This window comes from Metabacillus sp. 84 (genome assembly GCF_050107715.1).
Classification (GTDB): domain Bacteria; phylum Bacillota; class Bacilli; order Bacillales; family Bacillaceae; genus Metabacillus_B.
This window is the reverse complement of the sequence record NZ_JBNILN010000008.1, coordinates 79,985-95,569: the sequence shown is the minus strand read 5'-3', so window position 1 is coordinate 95,569 and position 15,585 is coordinate 79,985. Positions and strand designations below refer to the sequence as shown.

Annotated in this window: 21 protein-coding genes; 19 read left to right on the top strand and 2 right to left on the bottom strand. The window is 44.6% G+C overall.

Annotated elements, in window-relative coordinates:
* Positions 1 to 10: 10 nt before the first annotated feature.
* Complete coding sequence (gene gvpT, locus ACQCV8_RS14505; protein WP_426845520.1) at positions 11 to 928, bottom strand: GvpT/GvpP family gas vesicle accessory protein; 918 nt, start codon at positions 926 to 928, stop codon at positions 11 to 13.
* A 146-nt stretch (positions 929 to 1,074) separates the two neighbouring features.
* The gene (locus ACQCV8_RS14500) at positions 1,075 to 1,332 is read right to left on the bottom strand and encodes a general stress protein (RefSeq protein ID WP_426845518.1); all 258 of its coding nucleotides are present in this window, start codon (positions 1,330 to 1,332) and stop codon (positions 1,075 to 1,077) included.
* A 259-nt stretch (positions 1,333 to 1,591) separates the two neighbouring features.
* Here ACQCV8_RS14500 and ACQCV8_RS14495 point away from each other — a divergent pair, with 259 nt between their 5' ends.
* The 19 genes from ACQCV8_RS14495 (at position 1,592) to ACQCV8_RS14405 (ending at position 15,420) form a co-directional block, all read left to right on the top strand.
* Complete coding sequence (locus ACQCV8_RS14495) at positions 1,592 to 1,990, top strand: hypothetical protein (RefSeq protein WP_426845516.1); 399 nt, start codon at positions 1,592 to 1,594, stop codon at positions 1,988 to 1,990.
* Between the two features lie 429 nt (positions 1,991 to 2,419).
* Positions 2,420 to 2,779, top strand: a complete 360-nt coding sequence (locus tag ACQCV8_RS14490) for a rhodanese-like domain-containing protein (protein ID WP_426845514.1) — start codon at positions 2,420 to 2,422, stop codon at positions 2,777 to 2,779.
* Positions 2,780 to 2,792: 13 nt separating this feature from the next.
* Entirely contained in the window at positions 2,793 to 3,092 is a 300-nt protein-coding gene (locus ACQCV8_RS14485) for a rhodanese-like domain-containing protein (RefSeq protein ID WP_426845512.1), read from the top strand.
* A 48-nt stretch (positions 3,093 to 3,140) separates the two neighbouring features.
* Positions 3,141 to 3,926 (top strand): sulfite exporter TauE/SafE family protein, encoded by a 786-nt coding sequence (locus ACQCV8_RS14480; RefSeq protein ID WP_426845510.1) that lies wholly within the window; start codon positions 3,141 to 3,143, stop codon positions 3,924 to 3,926.
* Positions 3,927 to 3,993: 67 nt separating this feature from the next.
* Positions 3,994 to 5,400 (top strand): rhodanese-like domain-containing protein, encoded by a 1,407-nt coding sequence (locus ACQCV8_RS14475; protein WP_426845508.1) that lies wholly within the window; start codon positions 3,994 to 3,996, stop codon positions 5,398 to 5,400.
* A gap of 113 nt (positions 5,401 to 5,513) precedes the next feature.
* The gene (locus ACQCV8_RS14470; RefSeq protein ID WP_426845506.1) at positions 5,514 to 6,128 is read left to right on the top strand and encodes a class I SAM-dependent methyltransferase; all 615 of its coding nucleotides are present in this window, start codon (positions 5,514 to 5,516) and stop codon (positions 6,126 to 6,128) included.
* 39 nt (positions 6,129 to 6,167) lie between these two features.
* Positions 6,168 to 6,881, top strand: a complete 714-nt coding sequence (locus ACQCV8_RS14465) for a cytochrome c biogenesis CcdA family protein (RefSeq protein WP_426845504.1) — start codon at positions 6,168 to 6,170, stop codon at positions 6,879 to 6,881.
* A gap of 14 nt (positions 6,882 to 6,895) precedes the next feature.
* A complete protein-coding gene (locus tag ACQCV8_RS14460; RefSeq protein ID WP_426845502.1) occupies positions 6,896 to 7,591 on the top strand; it encodes a response regulator transcription factor in 696 nt (231 codons plus the stop codon).
* Positions 7,578 to 8,639, top strand: a complete 1,062-nt coding sequence (locus tag ACQCV8_RS14455) for a sensor histidine kinase (RefSeq protein WP_426845500.1) — start codon at positions 7,578 to 7,580, stop codon at positions 8,637 to 8,639. The genes ACQCV8_RS14460 and ACQCV8_RS14455 overlap by 14 nt, the downstream gene beginning before the upstream one ends.
* 65 nt (positions 8,640 to 8,704) lie before the next feature.
* Entirely contained in the window at positions 8,705 to 9,100 is a 396-nt protein-coding gene (locus tag ACQCV8_RS14450; protein WP_426845498.1) for an OsmC family protein, read from the top strand.
* Complete coding sequence (locus ACQCV8_RS14445) at positions 9,097 to 9,708, top strand: hypothetical protein (RefSeq protein ID WP_426845496.1); 612 nt, start codon at positions 9,097 to 9,099, stop codon at positions 9,706 to 9,708. Before ACQCV8_RS14450 ends, ACQCV8_RS14445 begins: the two co-directional genes overlap by 4 nt.
* Positions 9,705 to 10,295 carry a TlpA family protein disulfide reductase gene (locus ACQCV8_RS14440; protein ID WP_426845494.1) on the top strand — a complete coding sequence of 197 codons (591 nt, stop codon included), beginning with the start codon at positions 9,705 to 9,707 and terminating at the stop codon, positions 10,293 to 10,295. The genes ACQCV8_RS14445 and ACQCV8_RS14440 overlap by 4 nt, the downstream gene beginning before the upstream one ends.
* A gap of 130 nt (positions 10,296 to 10,425) precedes the next feature.
* Positions 10,426 to 10,629: a helix-turn-helix transcriptional regulator gene (locus tag ACQCV8_RS14435; RefSeq protein ID WP_426845492.1), complete on the top strand. Its 204-nt coding sequence runs from the start codon at positions 10,426 to 10,428 to the stop codon at positions 10,627 to 10,629.
* Between the two features lie 3 nt (positions 10,630 to 10,632).
* Positions 10,633 to 11,058 carry a hypothetical protein gene (locus ACQCV8_RS14430; protein WP_426845491.1) on the top strand — a complete coding sequence of 142 codons (426 nt, stop codon included), beginning with the start codon at positions 10,633 to 10,635 and terminating at the stop codon, positions 11,056 to 11,058.
* Positions 11,059 to 11,071: 13 nt separating this feature from the next.
* Complete coding sequence (locus tag ACQCV8_RS14425; RefSeq protein WP_426845489.1) at positions 11,072 to 11,818, top strand: hypothetical protein; 747 nt, start codon at positions 11,072 to 11,074, stop codon at positions 11,816 to 11,818.
* Positions 11,819 to 11,847: 29 nt separating this feature from the next.
* Positions 11,848 to 13,263, top strand: coding sequence for a Na+/H+ antiporter NhaC family protein (locus tag ACQCV8_RS14420; protein WP_426845487.1), 1,416 nt, complete (start codon positions 11,848 to 11,850; stop codon positions 13,261 to 13,263).
* Positions 13,264 to 13,553: 290 nt separating this feature from the next.
* Positions 13,554 to 13,940 carry a VOC family protein gene (locus tag ACQCV8_RS14415; RefSeq protein ID WP_426845485.1) on the top strand — a complete coding sequence of 129 codons (387 nt, stop codon included), beginning with the start codon at positions 13,554 to 13,556 and terminating at the stop codon, positions 13,938 to 13,940.
* A complete protein-coding gene (locus tag ACQCV8_RS14410) occupies positions 13,937 to 14,452 on the top strand; it encodes an AAA family ATPase (RefSeq protein ID WP_426845483.1) in 516 nt (171 codons plus the stop codon). Before ACQCV8_RS14415 ends, ACQCV8_RS14410 begins: the two co-directional genes overlap by 4 nt.
* A 302-nt stretch (positions 14,453 to 14,754) precedes the next feature.
* Positions 14,755 to 15,420: a type 1 glutamine amidotransferase domain-containing protein gene (locus tag ACQCV8_RS14405; protein WP_426845481.1), complete on the top strand. Its 666-nt coding sequence runs from the start codon at positions 14,755 to 14,757 to the stop codon at positions 15,418 to 15,420.
* Positions 15,421 to 15,585 lie beyond the last annotated feature (165 nt).

Genomic DNA, 15,585 nt, shown 5'->3' with positions numbered 1-15,585 from the left:
TGTCAGAACTTTATCCCGTTCTCGACGTATCATCGTTGCTGGAAAGGACGGTATCGGATTGATCCTCATCTTCACCATCTGCGTCTTCCTCCGGGCTGCTTTCATGATTTTGTTCCTGATTGGTCTGGCTTTTGCTGCTGCGGGGGGCAGGAGATTTTCTTCTTTTGCTTTTAGGCTCTTCCTGCTCCTTTTCAGCATCGTTTTTTGGCTCTTCTCGTTCTTCTGATTCTTGGTCCTGCTCTTCATTTTTCGGTTCTTCTTCCTCAGCTTGTTCGTCCTTCTCAGACTTGTTCTCATCTTGTATTTCATGCTTTTGCTGATCTTCTTCCTCGCTGTTCACTTCATCTAACTCGTCCTGCTGCTCCTCTTCATCCTCATGGTCCTGATCAGTTTCTCCATCATTTTCAGTGGCCTGGATGCTTTCTTCTTGGTGTCCGGTGTATTCCTCTTCTTCCTCGTCTTCATCCTCAGGTGTTTCATTGCTGTACGTTTCCATTTTTTCTTCAAGTGCTTTCATTTGTTCCTGAAGCCTTTTCTTTTCTTCTTTTAGCTCATTGTATTCTTCTTGGTTTTGGTCATGTGCGCTTTGGTTTTTGGTATCCTGATGCTCATCCTCTGAGCTCATTTCTTTTTCATCAGCAGCTTCAGGGGTTTCATTCTTGTTCTTTTTGCGTTTTTTCATAAAGTTGAGCTTGCCGAGTGCTTTTCTTGATTTTTCGCCTGCGCCTTCAAGCTTTTTCGTAACTTGGCTGACATCTGTATTGATTCCAGCATTTTTAAGTGCTTCATTTCCCATAAGAGCGATAAGTTTTTTGCTTCGCTCGGGAGTTGCAAAGTAGCCAACTGTTGCTCCAAGGATTCCCCCGGCGACTGTCCGCTTAACGGTGCCGCCCTTAAACATGTTTTTAGCAAGTTTTGATTTATCCATTGTATTCGCCTCCGTTTGTTTGCTAAACCTTATTCGCTTAAAATGCAGCTTCATCTGTGCTGGTTACAATTAAAAGCGTCTTTCCTTTTCCAGCTCTTCTTCCAGCTGCTCTGCCATTACTGTATCAAAGCAATACGACAAGCTTGTCATCTTTGCTGCGGAATATATTTTCGTACGGTGCCAAGATCGGTTACGTGCACACCTGCTATATTTGCATCCGTTTCTTTTCGAGAGCGTCTAACAAGGTCATTGCCGTGAGAGAGGATATAGATGTCCTCATCACGGACCCCGTCATTCCGAATTAAATCGATTGCCTCTTTCAAATGTTCATCAATATGGAATAGCTTGAGTTTTGGGCTCGTTATTATCGCCTCCTGAAAAAGAGTTTCCCGAATGCCTCGCATGTAAACCATTAAAGCAGTATTTAGAGTACATGAATGATAGAAATGAGGACAAAGTCCTTTCCTTTTTATAAAAGAACCTGCGGGTACAGGGGAAAAAGGAGGGTGAGAGTTGGGGCTATTCCTAGTCGAAGAATTCAGCTGTGCTAAACTGATTGGGGAAAGACTTCATCCTGCCCGCAGTATTCCCGATCGGGATTTACTCAGCCCATAGGTGCAATAGACAAGCTCAGCGGTGTTTCGATGATAATGGGGCACTGCAATGGCAGCCTCTGCTTGGGTTTTGGCCGTATTCAGCTGTCTGGCTATGCTGGTTGGCTTATCAAAAGCGGATTGCGGCGATGCCTCTTCCAAAGGCAGAACATGCACAATTGCGCAAACCGGATACAAAAAAAGTTATGACGCCCTTCTTCGCGACAAAGTCATGTATCTTATTCATGTGTTCCGCTATGAAAAAGAGCGGGTGAAGTTAAGGTTCCATGAGGAGAGATTTATCGAAATTTGTCGAAAAGTCGATATCACGAGAGATACGGCCGATATAATAAAATTTTGGCCGATATATGAAAAATTTGGTCGAAATATGATCAGGAACGGTCGATATAATGAAATTTCGGCCGATATCCTAATTATTCACACCCTGGTCCGGCTAGAGAATCATTAAAATCAGGCCAAACCATGCACCGTAAGTCCAGAATGACTTGCTGAATGTGCAGAAACGGCAATCCGAGGCAAATAAATTGCATAATAGAGACACCACGATGTTTCGAAGGTCTCTGACCCCGCTTGCATTAATGCGGAGCCTGTCTCCATTTTCGCAGCCCTGCTAAATGTAGGGCAATTTCAGCTCTGCCGGCCCATGCTGCATAAGGCCTGACAGTGTCCGTTCTCCATTCCCCTGCCTTTTACAGCTGTAAAGATATTCCCGCATAACCGTCCGCTAAGTATTCTTAAGAACTGAACTTTTCCCGAGATCACCCTCCTTGACTTTATACCCCCTAAGGTATATTATGAACGTATTGAACCCGATGGCAGGAATATGGAAGCTATTCGGGAAGCAGCTGCTAAAACTTAATGTTTAAGGAGAGAGTGAATGGAATATCTTAATTATTTTTTTATCCTGATTGCGGTTATTCTGCTGATTCGTTTTTTAGCTCCTGTTAAAGGAGTGAGACAAATCACTGCAAGCGAGCTGAAGAATGAATTGAACGATAAAGACAAACAGTATATTGATGTGCGGACGCAAAGTGAGTTTAAAGGCAATCATATCCCAAGCTTTCGAAACCTGCCGCTTCATCAGCTTGGAGAAAAGTCAAAATCCCTTTATAAAGATAAAGAAGTCGTCATCATCTGCCAAAGCGGGATGAGAAGCAGCAAGGCGGCATCGGTACTGAAAAAACAAGGCTTTACGAAGATAACAAATGTTAAAGGCGGCATGAACGCCTGGTCATAAGGAGGAATGGGAAATGAAAGAAATGACAGCAGCCGAAGTTAAAGCGAAATTAGAAGAAGGCACCAATCTAAACATTGTGGATGTAAGAGAAACGGATGAAGTGGCAGAAGGGAAAATTCCAAATGCGGTGAATATCCCGCTTGGCCTTCTTGAATTCCGCATGAACGAACTGGATAAATCCAAGGAATATGTGCTTGTATGCCGGTCAGGCGGAAGAAGCGGCCGGGCCCATCAATTCCTTGAAAGCCAGGGCTTCAATGTGATCAATATGACCGGCGGAATGCTTGCATGGGAAGGTCGCACAGAGAAATAATAAAGGAATGGCCTATTACCGGGATCCTTTTTTAGAAAGGAGGCCAATATGGATATTTTCTTTATCACGGCAATTTTCCTTCTCGGAGGGATTGGGTCTTTTATGTCAGGTCTGCTCGGAATCGGCGGTTCCATCATTACCTATCCGCTCCTGCTGTTTGTTCCGGCTGCTGTGGGGGCTGCCCATTTTACAGCACATGAAGTATCAGGTATTACATCTGTACAGGTTTTGTTTGCTTCCATTGGCGGAGTATGGGTATACAGAAAGAGCAGTTTTCTGAACAAACAGCTAATTATCTGGATGGGCATCAGTGTTTTACTTGGGAGTACTGCAGGCGGGTTGGTATCAGCTGGAATGCCGGAGACAGTCATTAACTTCATCTATGGGATTCTGGCACTGCTTGCTGTAGTGATGATGGTTGTTCCTGGAAGCAGGCAGAATGAACAGCCTTTAGAGGGTGTGATATTCAATCGCTGGCTGGCAGCTGTTATTTCTTTTGTAATTGGAGCTGCGGCGGGGATTGTTGGAGCGGGTGGAGCCTTTTTGCTTGTTCCTGTTATGCTGGCTGTTTTGAAAATCCCTGCCAAAATGACCATCGCGTCGTCTCTTGCGATTACGCTTATCGCTTCGATAGGATCAGCGGCGGGGAAAATTTTCACTGATCAAGTAGAGTGGGGACCAGCCAGTATCGTTATTGCAGCAAGTCTCCTCGCTTCTCCGCTCGGGGCAATGGCCGGCAAAAAGGCAAATCCAAAGGTGCTGAAGGTTATTCTATCGCTATTGATTTTGGCTTCAGCTCTAAAAATCTGGGCCGATATTTTTATTCAATCTTAGTGTTGTCCGTGAAGCGGATGGAAGATGATTCCTTATAATATCACAGAAAACCAAGGAGGCAATGAATATGTTTTTACGTTATTTTTACGATGAAAAGCTGGCGCAGGCATCTTATATGGTCGGCTGTCAAAAAACTGGAGAAGCCATCATTATCGATCCGGCAAGAGACATCTCTCCCTATGTGAAAACGGCTGAAGAGCAAAGCTTTCGGATCACCGGTGCTGCAGAAACACACATTCATGCCGATTTTGTTTCAGGTGCTAGAGAGCTTGAGGATGCATTTAAGGCTAAGATGTATCTGTCGGACGAAGGTGATCAGGAATGGAAGTACGAAAACCTTTCTGGAGTCAATCACCATCTCTTGAAGGATAAAGATACATTCACAGTCGGAAATCTGCTTTTTGAAGTCATTCATACGCCTGGACATACACCGGAAAGCATTTCTTATTTGCTCACGGATAAAGGCGGCGGAGCAAGTGAACCTATCGGGATCTTCACGGGGGATTTTGTGTTTGCAGGGGACATCGGGCGTCCGGATCTTCTTGAAAAAGCTGCTGGAAAACAAGGAACGGCTGAAAATGGAGCAAAGCAAATGTTTCAATCCCTTAAAAAGTTTAAAGAGCTGCCGGATTATTTGCAGGTCTGGCCCGGACATGGCGCTGGATCAGCCTGCGGTAAATCGCTCGGTGCGGTTCCTTCAACTACTGCAGGATACGAAAAGATGGTGAACTGGGCTTTAAACTATGAGAGCGAATCTGATTTTACGCGGGCCTTGCTCGAGGATCAGCCGGAACCGCCCGTCTATTTCGCTGAGATGAAAAGGGTCAATAAAGTGGGGCCTGCGCTCCTTCGCACTCTTTCTGAAGTGAAGCTTACCGGAAAATCCGAGCTTGAAGACGAGGGCATTCAAATTATTGACACAAGAACGTCCGCAGAATTTGCCAAGGGTCATCTGAAGGGGACCATCAACATCCCATTCAACCAATCATTTACGAATTGGGCAGGATGGCTGATCGATTACAGGAAGCCCATGGTATTCCTTACGGATATGGAAAACCCTTCTGAAATAACAAAAGCTCTTCGTTCAATAGGAGTGGATGAAGTACATGGCTATGGCCATGCTGGTGATATCGTGGCGAAAGCTTCATCGCTGGAATCCTATGACGAGGTTTCCCCAAAAGAAATCGAACAAAAAGTAAAAGAGGGCTCTGTTCATGTGCTTGACGTGAGAAGCCAGTCCGAATGGCAGGCAGGACACATTAAAGGGGCCCAGCATATTATGCTCGGTACCCTTCCTGACCGCGTGAACGAAGTGAAGGATGATAAAGAAGTCATCGTCCAATGCGGATCAGGAATGCGTTCCGCAATCGGGGTCAGCGTTCTGCAGGCACATGGAATGAAGAACGTAAAAAATTTAACAGGCGGCTTCACTAAATGGAAAAAAGAAACCGATTCTGAAACGATTGAGAAGTGATGCAGCCGGGGCTGATTCTTACAGGAATCAGCCCCGTTGCTGTATGCAATTCACACTATAGAAAATACCTTCTATGTTTATAGCTTGTAAACTATGATAAAAGGAGAAAGATTATGAGCAGCTGGGAAGAGAGATTTAAGGCGGACCATTACATATACGGAACAGAAGCGAACGCCTTTCTGAAAGAAATGCAGCCATTGCTAAAGAGTGATGGAAACGCTTTAGCCCTAGCGGAAGGAGAAGGGCGGAATGCGGTCTTTTTAGCCCAGCAGGGAATGAAGGTTACAGCTTGGGACTACGCTGCTTCCGGTCTGACTAAAACGGAGCGGCTAGCTCAGGAAAAAGGCGTCGAGGTCAAAACGGAAAAAGTAGACTTAAATGATGCGGTGTGGGAGAAGGGAAAATGGGATGCCATTACTTGTATCTTCGGGCACTTTCCTGAAAAACTTCGCAGAAAAACGCTGGCTGGTGTAAAGGATGCTGTGAAGCCAGGGGGGTTTCTTGTGGCGGAGGTCTACTCTCCATATCAGCTATCCTATGGAACTGGAGGTCCTAAGGATGAACAGTTTCTATATAAGCCGGAGGAATTTCTGCAGGTGTTTCATGATTGGCGGATTGTCCATTTTTTTATGGGGGAAGCTGAGCGCCATGAAGGGGACCTGCATAACGGATTGTCCCACGTGATTCAATTTGCCGGACAAAAAAATAACTCCTTAATGAACCGTTAACATTGATCTGAAATGATAGAAGGAAAAAGGAGTGATTGTATGGATGTCAGCCTATGGTTTGCCTTCGCTGCAGGTGTTTTGTCTTTCTTTTCACCATGTGTGTTCCCGCTTCTGCCCGCGTATGTCAGCCACTTAACGGGAGGAAGCGGCCTGAGAGATAATAAAGCTGCCGCTGGGAGAGGGATTTTATTAAGCCGGTCAGCGGGCTTTATTATTGGCTTTTCTGCCATCTTCATCATAATGGGAGCCTCAGCGAGCGTAGTAGGACAATTCTTTTCTGACTATCGGAAGCTTATTGAACAATTGGCAGGGATACTGATTGTCGTCTTCGGTTTGCAAATGGCTGGATTGCTGAAGATCAGGCTGTTAATGACGGAAAAAAGAGTGATGACGGACAAACCGAGCAGGAATTTGACGGGCTCCATTTTTCTTGGAATGGCGTTTGCGAGCGGCTGGTCCCCTTGTGTCGGTCTTGCCTTGTCTTCCATCCTTTTGCTGGCGAGTTCAACGGATACCCTTAACCATGGAATCCTGCTTCTTTCTGTTTATTCCCTCGGTCTTGCTATCCCGTTTGTCATCATATCGTTTGTTCTCTCTCATTCCCTTGCCATTATGAAAAAAATCAACCGGCAGCTGAACAAACTGGCCTACATAAATGGAGGCATTATGATTCTGCTTGGAATTCTTGTGTTTAGCGGACAAATGCAAGTAATCAGTGCTTGGCTGTCTTCTTATTCATTATTTTCTTTATAAGGATTGTGATGCTGATGGAGCAAAAACTAAAAGGGAAAACCATTTTAATTATTGAGGACAATGAAAAGATCCGGAATCTGATCGGAATTTTTCTTTCTAATGACGGCTATGAGGTTCTTGAGGCAAAGGATGGACTGGAAGGAAAGGAAATGATTGAAAAGTTCGATCCCTGTTTCATTGTACTCGATCTTATGCTCCCTTATATGAGCGGAGAGGAACTGTGTACTTGGATTCGGAATGATATAAGGAGCAATGTACCGCTCATTATGCTGACTGCTAAATCCTCGGAACAAGAAAGAATTAGAGGGCTTAGGCTGGGTGCGGATGACTATATTGTCAAACCATTTAGTCCAAGTGAACTTGTAGCGAGAATCGAGACAGTATTAAAGCGGACTGAGAATCGCTGCAACAAAATCAGCTACATGGGTTTGACTATCAGACCATATAAAAGAGAAGCGCGCTTTCAGGAGTTTCCGCTCGAGCTAACAGGCTTTGAATTTAATCTTCTATTAACCTTCATGAAACATCCGGGTCAGGTTCTTACAAGGGAACAACTGCTGAATATCATCTATGCCAATCATGAAAAGTCCGTTACAGAGAGGACAATTGACGTTCATATTAAACATATTCGGGAAAAGCTTGCCGGTTATACAGATATTGAATTCATCCAGACAGTAAGGGGAATGGGGTATAGATTTGCAGCATGCTAGGAGCAGCAGCCTAAGTCTTTCGTTCAAATTGGTGATCTTGAATAGTATTGTCATCGGGCTGGTTATTTTTATTTCAGGCTATACCGTAAAGGAGTACGCCTGTTACGTCGTCAATTCCGGAAATGTAACAGGGCCTCAGCTGAATGCCATACTTGATCATTTTCTCGTTCAGGTGTCAATCCTGGCTTTTGTTATCGCAGGCTTGGTGCATCTGTTTATTTTAAAAAGAATATTTGCCCCGTTACACAAATTAAAGGAGTCTATTCAGAGTATTCAGAACGGATCCTTGCCCCGTAAAATTAAACCCTCTAAACAGGATGAAATTGGAGAGCTGACAGAAAGCTACAATGCACTGATTGAATCGCTCGTCGACATTCAGAAAAATCAGGATCAGATGCTAAAAGATCTATCTCATGAACTGCGCACTCCGCTTACAAATTTAAATGGATACCTAGAGGGATTGATGAAAGGAATCATTGAAGGAGATGCTTACCTGTATCAGTCATTGCTTGATGAATCAAAACGGATTACAAGACTGGCAGAACAGGTCTCGGAATTCAATGCATGGCATGCCCGCGAAGGATTTAACATTCCATCCTTTCACCCCATTTCTGCTGAAAAGTTAATCAGACAGTCTCTCTACGGATTTGAGCTTAAATTCCGGTCCCGAATCAAGACAACGGTCTCGGTCCAGCCTGCAATGATCCGTGTCCATGAAGATGGCATAAAGCAAGTCATCAGCAATATTCTTCAAAATGCAGCTGACTATGATACAGGCAGGTGGCTCTCTGTAAAAGGGTACGTAAAGGATGGCTTCTATCTGTTTGCATTTCAGCAGGAAGGAAAACGGATTCCACCTGCAGAATCTGAAGCGGTTTTTGATCGTTTTTACCGCACAGACATTTCCCGGATTGAAAAAACTGATGGGGCAGGGCTGGGTTTAGCCATTGCTAAAGAAATTACCGAAAAACACGGAGGAACCATCTATTTGGAAACAGATGGAAAGATCCATACATTCTATATCAGGCTCCCATTGGAAAACTCTTAGATTTCCCCCATTTTTAATCCATTCTTAACATTAATGGAAGAAGATACATACAGGGAGTGAACAGAATGGACTTTGTGATGAAAGAAAATGGTGAAATAGCAGGAGATTTTCCCTGTGGAACGCTGTCTATTTCTACAGAAGAAGAACGTGGACTCAAGCCGCTTCAATTATTTGTTTCCTCCATTGCAGGCTGCAGCGGGACTATTCTGGCAGCCCTATTAAATAAGAAACGAATTCCCGTAGAACACCTCCGCCTCTCAGCGAAGGCAGAAAGGGAACGCGGTGGGAAGGCAATAAAAGCTTTAAAACTTGTCGCCGTTCTAGATACAACTGCCGCCCATTCACCAGAGCAGCTCACCAAAATATGTGAGCTTGTCCTTAAAAACTGCGGAATGATTCAGACCATTCTTCCAAGAGTTGATGTGAAGTTTTCCATCGAATGCAAGGGAGTCAGTAAATGAATTACATTCAGTTTGGGCCTGTGACGCTGCCATCAGGCTGGATCAGCGTACTCATTGGTGTTTTTGCGGTCAGCCTTATTTTTCAATGGTTTTATAAAAAGGAATTGAATTGGCTGATCAACGCCTTTCTGCTTTTTATTCTGATCTGGAAGCTCAGTTATTTCATAATCGATTGGGAAATAGCCTGGAAAAATCCGCTCTCCGTTCTTTATTTTCACGGAGGGAAAGCTGGACTGGCAGCCGGTGCTTTGGGCGCTTCCGTATATATATGGCTAAATGACAAGAGAGAGAGGATAAATTTATACGATTTTGCACAGAGCTATGCTCTCTTCATGTTTTTCTATGAAATATCCTCTCTTATTTTATCCGGAAGGCCGGGCGCTGTTCCGATCATCCAGTCCGCCGTCATTCTCATCGGCTGGCGGCTGATAAAGACAAGCAATAGAAAATCCGGAAAGGAATATTTGCTCCAGCTTGTTGTCCTTTTTGGACTGGTTAATCTCCTGTTTTACAGTTTCAGGGATTTAATCCTTGCTGTCCCATCCTATACTCACATATGGATGGTTGCATTGTTTTTGATTTTATATAAAAGGGAGGCAAAAAATTGAAAAAAACGTGGTTTTCAATGGCCCTTGTTATTTTGCTCATTGGTATTTTAGCTTTTAATATCGGAAAAGAATTCTCAAAAGAAGAGACAATGCCTGCTGAACAGGCTGAAACGAAACCAGCTGTAACGGAAACGACGGATACAGGCCCGGCTGCTTCAGGGATCGCGGAAGGGGAGGCGGCACCCGACTTTGAATTGAAAACCTTAAGTGGTGAGAGTGCTAAGCTTTCAGATTACAAAGGCCAAAAGATCATCCTCAATTTCTGGGCAAGCTGGTGCCCGCCATGCAAAGCAGAAATGCCCCATATGGAAGAGTTTTATGAAAAAAACAAGGACAGCAAATTCACCATCCTTGCTGTTAATCTCACCAATATGGACCGGGGCGAAGACAGCATTAAGAGCTTTGTCGAGGACTATCAGCTCACCTTTCCTATCCTCCTCGATGAAAAAGGGGAAATAGGCGCAGAGTATCAGGCACATGCCATTCCAACCAGCTATGTCCTGGATGAGGAAGGAATCATCCGAAATCGAATTACAGGCCCGATGAGTGAAGAAATGATGGAGGACTTGATACTAAACATGGAGTAAATTAGCTGGTTTATGAAGCAGCTCTTATAATAAGGGCTGCTTTTTTAGCAAAACAAAATGACAACAATCATTTACATTTTGCAATGGATCATATACAATCTGGTTAGTGAAATGAAAGGAAGAATGTGGAATGCTGAAAAATTCCGTTCGTGAGCTGCGGGCAAGATACCGGCTAACCCAGCAGGAATTGGCAGATAATGCGGGGATCTCCAGACAGACGGTCGGGCTGATTGAAAAAGGGGATTATGCTCCGTCTATCACGCTTGCGCTTAAAATTGCCCAAACCTTCGGCGTTTCGGTAGAGGAAGTCTTTTATCTGGAAGGAGAAAACTAGCAAATGCTGAAAAAAATCTTTCAATCTCCCTTATTTAACGCCCTTCTTCTTGCAGGATTAGGCATTATTATGGTTGGCAATCATTATTCGGAGTATGTGCCGCCCTGGATCATTCTGGATCCGATGGTGCTTGGAATTCCTATCTTAGTGCTTCTCGGTGTGATCCCTTTTTACAATCGAAAAAACCCTGAAAATCCAATCAAGCCAAGTATTCTTCCGATGGAATTCAGGGAAGCGGATGAGGGGCAGCAATGGATTACGTTTAAAGCAACCAGAAAGGTGTACATTTTCTTTGCATCCTTTATTCCGGTTGCAATAGCGGTCACGGCTTATTTGAGCCACCTGCCTTACATGCCGGTTATTTTGCTTGCTGTAATGGGGATTGCTCAGTATTTGATTTACTGGAGGGAATTGCGCAGATATTCTTGAGGAGGAAGAGCACATGCTATATTCTGTAGTTTTTCTGGCAGCAGCAATGAACGGATTTCTCATCTTGCTCTTCATAAAGTATAAGCAGGGAAAGCTCATCCGAAACCCGTTCAAGACAATCTTGATAAAAGAAGGAAGTATCTTATTTTATGCCTTTTTCCGCTGGAAAAGAAAGAAGAACAAACCAGCGGAATCGTTTTGTTTACATAAAAATTCAGGCTATTTCTTTTTGTTTCTCGCTCTTCTCCACGAGCAGGTGATTGAAATGGTCATCTTCCACATTTACCTTCACCATGAAGACCCAGCCTTCGCCTATATCTTTACAGCCTTGCACCTGTACAGCATCCTCTATATGCTTGGTGATTACAACTGGATGAGAAACTCTCCAGTCCGCCTCAATCATAACCGGGTGGAGATGAAAATTGGAGCCAGGAGGGAACTGGTGTTTAATCTGGAGGATATTGCAACAATTGACAAAGCCTCAATCCAATACCGGAAAAGCGGCGAAATGATTCATGAAAAGCAAGTGTTCCATGCGACGGGCTTCCCAAGAATCCTGACGTTGATCTTTGGGATGAGCGACCCCTTGAAGTATGAGATTGTTTTTCATGAGCCTCAGCAGGCAATCGGTTATTTCGGCACGAAAAAGACCGTAACGAAAGCGCTCCTTTATCTGGATCAATCAGACGGGCTGGTCCGGCTTCTGCAGACACAAAGGGCAGGGCTCGGGAATAAAGCTGGGGGCACTTCCGTATCCTAAAGGGGACCATTTAGGATAGGGTGAGGTATGTGCAGAATGATTGGCTTTCGGTTATCCCCTTTTTAATTGCAATTCCTATTGCAGTTAAAACAAAACAAGTGCTGCCTGGTTTGTTTGCAGGTCTCCTCGCCGGTTCGTTTTTGCTTGAGCCCTCTTTTGCTGGGGGATTGGAAAAGATGATTGCGATTTTAGTCAAAGGGATTATTGACCCTGGAAATATTAAGATTTTTATGTTCCTCTATGCTTTCACAGGCTTAATCGGCATGATAAAAATCGCCGGCGGAATCCGCGGTTTTGTGGAAGCTGCATCGGCAAGAATTAAAACGAAGAAAGAAGCGCTGTTTCTAACCTACATTTCCACGATTGGAACGTTTGCCGCTCCGAGCTTCCGGTTTGTCACGATTGCCCCGATAATGAGAGCCCTGTTAAAAAAGGTAAAAATGTCTACCCAGGAGCTTGGCTTTGTCATTGAAACGACGGCCACCCCGATCATCGTCCTGATTCCAATTGCTACTGCGTTTGTCGGCTACATGACCTCCCTTATCGATCTTGCCATTGAAAACGAAAAAATCAAGGAGGACTCCTATCAATTGTTCCTCCAAAGCATCCCATTTAATTTTTTTTCCTACGTGCTGATTCTCGTCGGCATCTATTTAAGCTTTTTTCACCATTCTAAATCTACAGAAGAGAGCGACCCTGAGAAGATTGGCGATGCTTCTGGACAGCAGGAGGATTGGCATAACTGCGATCCTTCTGTGGGGAAAGATTTGCCTGAAAAGCCGTGGAACTTGTTTCTCCCGCTGATTCTCGTCATTGGTCTGACCTTTATCTTTACATGGTGGGACGGGTTTCAAAAAGAGAAAGGCTTTTTTACGGCATTTATTAAAGCAGATGTCATGACAGCTATGCTGACGGCTCTCCTGGTCGCTTTGATCCTGACCTTTCTGTTTTTCCGCTTCCAGAAAATCAAAACAGGAGAGCTGCTTAACAGCTTTATCCTTGGCGGAAATGATTTGATGTCTGTCATTATTTTGCTTTCCTTTGTATGGGGGCTTTCCTCTGCAAGTGAGGAACTCGGGTTTTCGCGTTTTGTCACAAGCCATTCGCAATGGATACCGCCCTCTCTCCTCGTTCCGATTCTCTTTGTTTTCGGGGCGGCCGTCTCTTATTTTATCGGATCCGCCTGGGGAACATGGGGGATTTTGATGCCGCTCGGTGTATCGATCGCAGTCGCTTCGGATTTATCCCTGCCGCTTGTTATAGGAACGGTATTCGCCAGCGGCACATTTGGAGCCTTTGCCTCACCCTTAAGCGACGATACCAACACCATTGCCCGGATTTTGAACTTGTCCGTTATAAAATATGCACGGTATAAGCTAAAGCCTGCGCTTATTGCAGCAGGAATAACGGTTGTTTTGTACGGTGCGGTATCATTTTTTTTGTAAAGTAGTGGGTGTAATTGTGGTTGGGGTCAGTCCCCAAATCCTTCACCGCAGAAGGCGACAGAGGTCTAAGTCATTGGAACCTTGTGTGCCAACGGCTTCAAGAGTCGGTGCCGGAGCTTTCTTTCTTTAGCAGACTGCGGGTCTGGCACACATATCTAAAAACTCGAGGCCTCGCTGGTGTACTGGCTGAGCGAGGCCTTCAGTATTGGCGGGAGAAGAGAATTCCCTTTTTAAAAAGGACTTTTGGAAGCCACTCTTGAAATGATTAATAATGAAAGGAGTGTATGTGCATGTCCAATCCAATTACACCATTCTTCAGGTTTTCCGGCCAGGCAGAGGAGGCGATGAACCACTACCTCTCCATCTTTGATGATTCAATTATTCAGCAGATTTTCCATCATGAAGATGGCAAAGTGATGTATGCTATTTTCACACTTAAGGGTCAAACGTTTATGTGCATCGACAACACGAATGGCGACCATCATGCTTTTACCCCGGCTTTGTCGTTGTTTGTGGCCTGCGAATCTGATGAGGAAATCGAGACCGTTTTTCAAAAGCTATCTGATCATGGACAGGTGCTGATGCAGCTTGCCCCAACACCCGTGAGCGAGAAGTTCGGCTGGGTGGAGGACAAATATGGTGTCTCATGGCAGCTGAATCTGGAGAAAAAACGATGAGCACAGTAATAGAGAGCCTCTTAAAGCATAGCGGACCAATAGCGGTCATGATGTGCGGAGTCGCGGGCTCAGGAAAGACGACCTTTGCCCAACAGCTTGAAAAGGGAGGTTTTACCAGAGTTTCTATTGATGAAGAAATATGGGCCGTTCATGGTAGGTTTGGAATTGACTACCGTGAAGATAAGTACGAGAAGTTCAAAGAGGAAGCAGAAATAAAGCTTCGTAAACAACTAGAGGAGCTAATACAAAATGGACAATCGGTTGTCATTGATTTTAGTTTTTGGCAGCGTGCTAGGAGAAATACATATAAACAGCTGATTGAAGAAGCAGGCGGTGAGTGGAAGCTCATTTATTTGAAGGTGCACCCGGATGAACTGAGAAAAAGGCTGAAGATACGAAGCAAGCGCTTTGATGCCAACGCAGCCTTTCCGATTACGGAAGAGATTTTAACTGATTTTTTAAATGGGTTCGAAGTACCGTCAGGGGAAGGGGAAATCGTGATTGAACCGTAGGCCCTGAATTGGGCTTTTTTTGTATTAGCTATGTTAAAGCTTGGTGTTGTTTTTTAACACCTGTTGATTGAAGTGGAAGACGTGAGACCCCGCAAGCGCTTGGCGCTGAGGAGGCTCACCACCCGCCCCGCGGAAAGCGAGCGTCTGCAGCGGAAATCAACAGCCAAATTTGACAGAGCCTTTATATTTATAAAATTCCTTATACATACTCTTCGATTTTCTAATTTGTATTATGGATCAAATGGGTCTAAAATAGGTCCTGTAAAACAAATTCAACTATTCACATGAGGAGGAACCAAATCATGGCGAAACATATATTAATGGTCGTAACAACGGCTGATAAAATGAATGAGGATCACAAAACGGGTCTTTGGCTTTCAGAATTCGGTGAAGCGTATGTCGAATTCAAAAATGCAGGATACGATGTAACAGTGGCAAGTCCGCTTGGAGGCAAAGCTCCAGTTGACGATCGCAGTCTGGAAGGCGGAGAAACTCCGCAGGAAATCCTTGATACAGCGAAACACCTTGAAAACACAATGAAGCTTGAAGACATTGAGGACCTTTCCATCTACGACGCAGTTTTCATGCCTGGCGGACACGGTACGATGTTTGATCTGCCGGACAACGTTAAGCTCCATGAAATTGTCCGCAGTCTTTATGAAGCGGATAAAATTGTCGCTGCTGTCTGCCACGGGCCAGCGGGTCTTGTAGGAGTGAAGCTTTCTGATGGAACTCCGCTTGTCGCTGGAAAAACCGTTACAGCTTTTACCGACGAAGAGGAAAGAGAAACAACACTCGACCAGTTTATGCCATTCCTTCTTGAAACTCGCCTTCGCGAGCTAGGTGCGAATGTTGTGGTAAAAGAGAACTGGGTCGACCATCTTCAAGCTGACGGAAAATTGATCACAGGTCAAAATCCGCAATCCACAACGAGTGTGGCAAAAGAAGTCGTTAAACAATTGGGATAATAGTTCCCGGGACCTTCTGGTTATAGCAGGAGGCCGGCTGTATAAAAGCACTCAGAGCATGTCTCTGAGTGCTTTTTTTATTTGATATTTTCCTGGATGGTGCCGGAGCTTTACTGCTGTAAAGGGAAGAGGGTCAGAGACTTTGTGTTGTCAGCCCTTGTGCGC

Bases quoted from the DNA above. Each gene is read 5' to 3' on its own strand.
- gvpT (WP_426845520.1), bottom strand. From the start codon at position 928: ATGGATAAATCAAAACTTGCTAAAAACATGTTTAAGGGCGGCACCGTT.
- ACQCV8_RS14500 (WP_426845518.1), bottom strand. From the start codon at position 1,332: ATGCGAGGCATTCGGGAAACTCTTTTTCAGGAGGCGATAATAACGAGC.
- ACQCV8_RS14495 (WP_426845516.1), top strand. From the start codon at position 1,592: ATGGCAGCCTCTGCTTGGGTTTTGGCCGTATTCAGCTGTCTGGCTATG.
- ACQCV8_RS14490 (WP_426845514.1), top strand. From the start codon at position 2,420: ATGGAATATCTTAATTATTTTTTTATCCTGATTGCGGTTATTCTGCTG.
- ACQCV8_RS14485 (WP_426845512.1), top strand. From the start codon at position 2,793: ATGAAAGAAATGACAGCAGCCGAAGTTAAAGCGAAATTAGAAGAAGGC.
- ACQCV8_RS14480 (WP_426845510.1), top strand. From the start codon at position 3,141: ATGGATATTTTCTTTATCACGGCAATTTTCCTTCTCGGAGGGATTGGG.
- ACQCV8_RS14475 (WP_426845508.1), top strand. From the start codon at position 3,994: ATGTTTTTACGTTATTTTTACGATGAAAAGCTGGCGCAGGCATCTTAT.
- ACQCV8_RS14470 (WP_426845506.1), top strand. From the start codon at position 5,514: ATGAGCAGCTGGGAAGAGAGATTTAAGGCGGACCATTACATATACGGA.
- ACQCV8_RS14465 (WP_426845504.1), top strand. From the start codon at position 6,168: ATGGATGTCAGCCTATGGTTTGCCTTCGCTGCAGGTGTTTTGTCTTTC.
- ACQCV8_RS14460 (WP_426845502.1), top strand. From the start codon at position 6,896: ATGGAGCAAAAACTAAAAGGGAAAACCATTTTAATTATTGAGGACAAT.
- ACQCV8_RS14450 (WP_426845498.1), top strand. From the start codon at position 8,705: ATGGACTTTGTGATGAAAGAAAATGGTGAAATAGCAGGAGATTTTCCC.
- ACQCV8_RS14445 (WP_426845496.1), top strand. From the start codon at position 9,097: ATGAATTACATTCAGTTTGGGCCTGTGACGCTGCCATCAGGCTGGATC.
- ACQCV8_RS14435 (WP_426845492.1), top strand. From the start codon at position 10,426: ATGCTGAAAAATTCCGTTCGTGAGCTGCGGGCAAGATACCGGCTAACC.
- ACQCV8_RS14430 (WP_426845491.1), top strand. From the start codon at position 10,633: ATGCTGAAAAAAATCTTTCAATCTCCCTTATTTAACGCCCTTCTTCTT.
- ACQCV8_RS14425 (WP_426845489.1), top strand. From the start codon at position 11,072: ATGCTATATTCTGTAGTTTTTCTGGCAGCAGCAATGAACGGATTTCTC.
- ACQCV8_RS14415 (WP_426845485.1), top strand. From the start codon at position 13,554: ATGTCCAATCCAATTACACCATTCTTCAGGTTTTCCGGCCAGGCAGAG.
- ACQCV8_RS14410 (WP_426845483.1), top strand. From the start codon at position 13,937: ATGAGCACAGTAATAGAGAGCCTCTTAAAGCATAGCGGACCAATAGCG.
- ACQCV8_RS14405 (WP_426845481.1), top strand. From the start codon at position 14,755: ATGGCGAAACATATATTAATGGTCGTAACAACGGCTGATAAAATGAAT.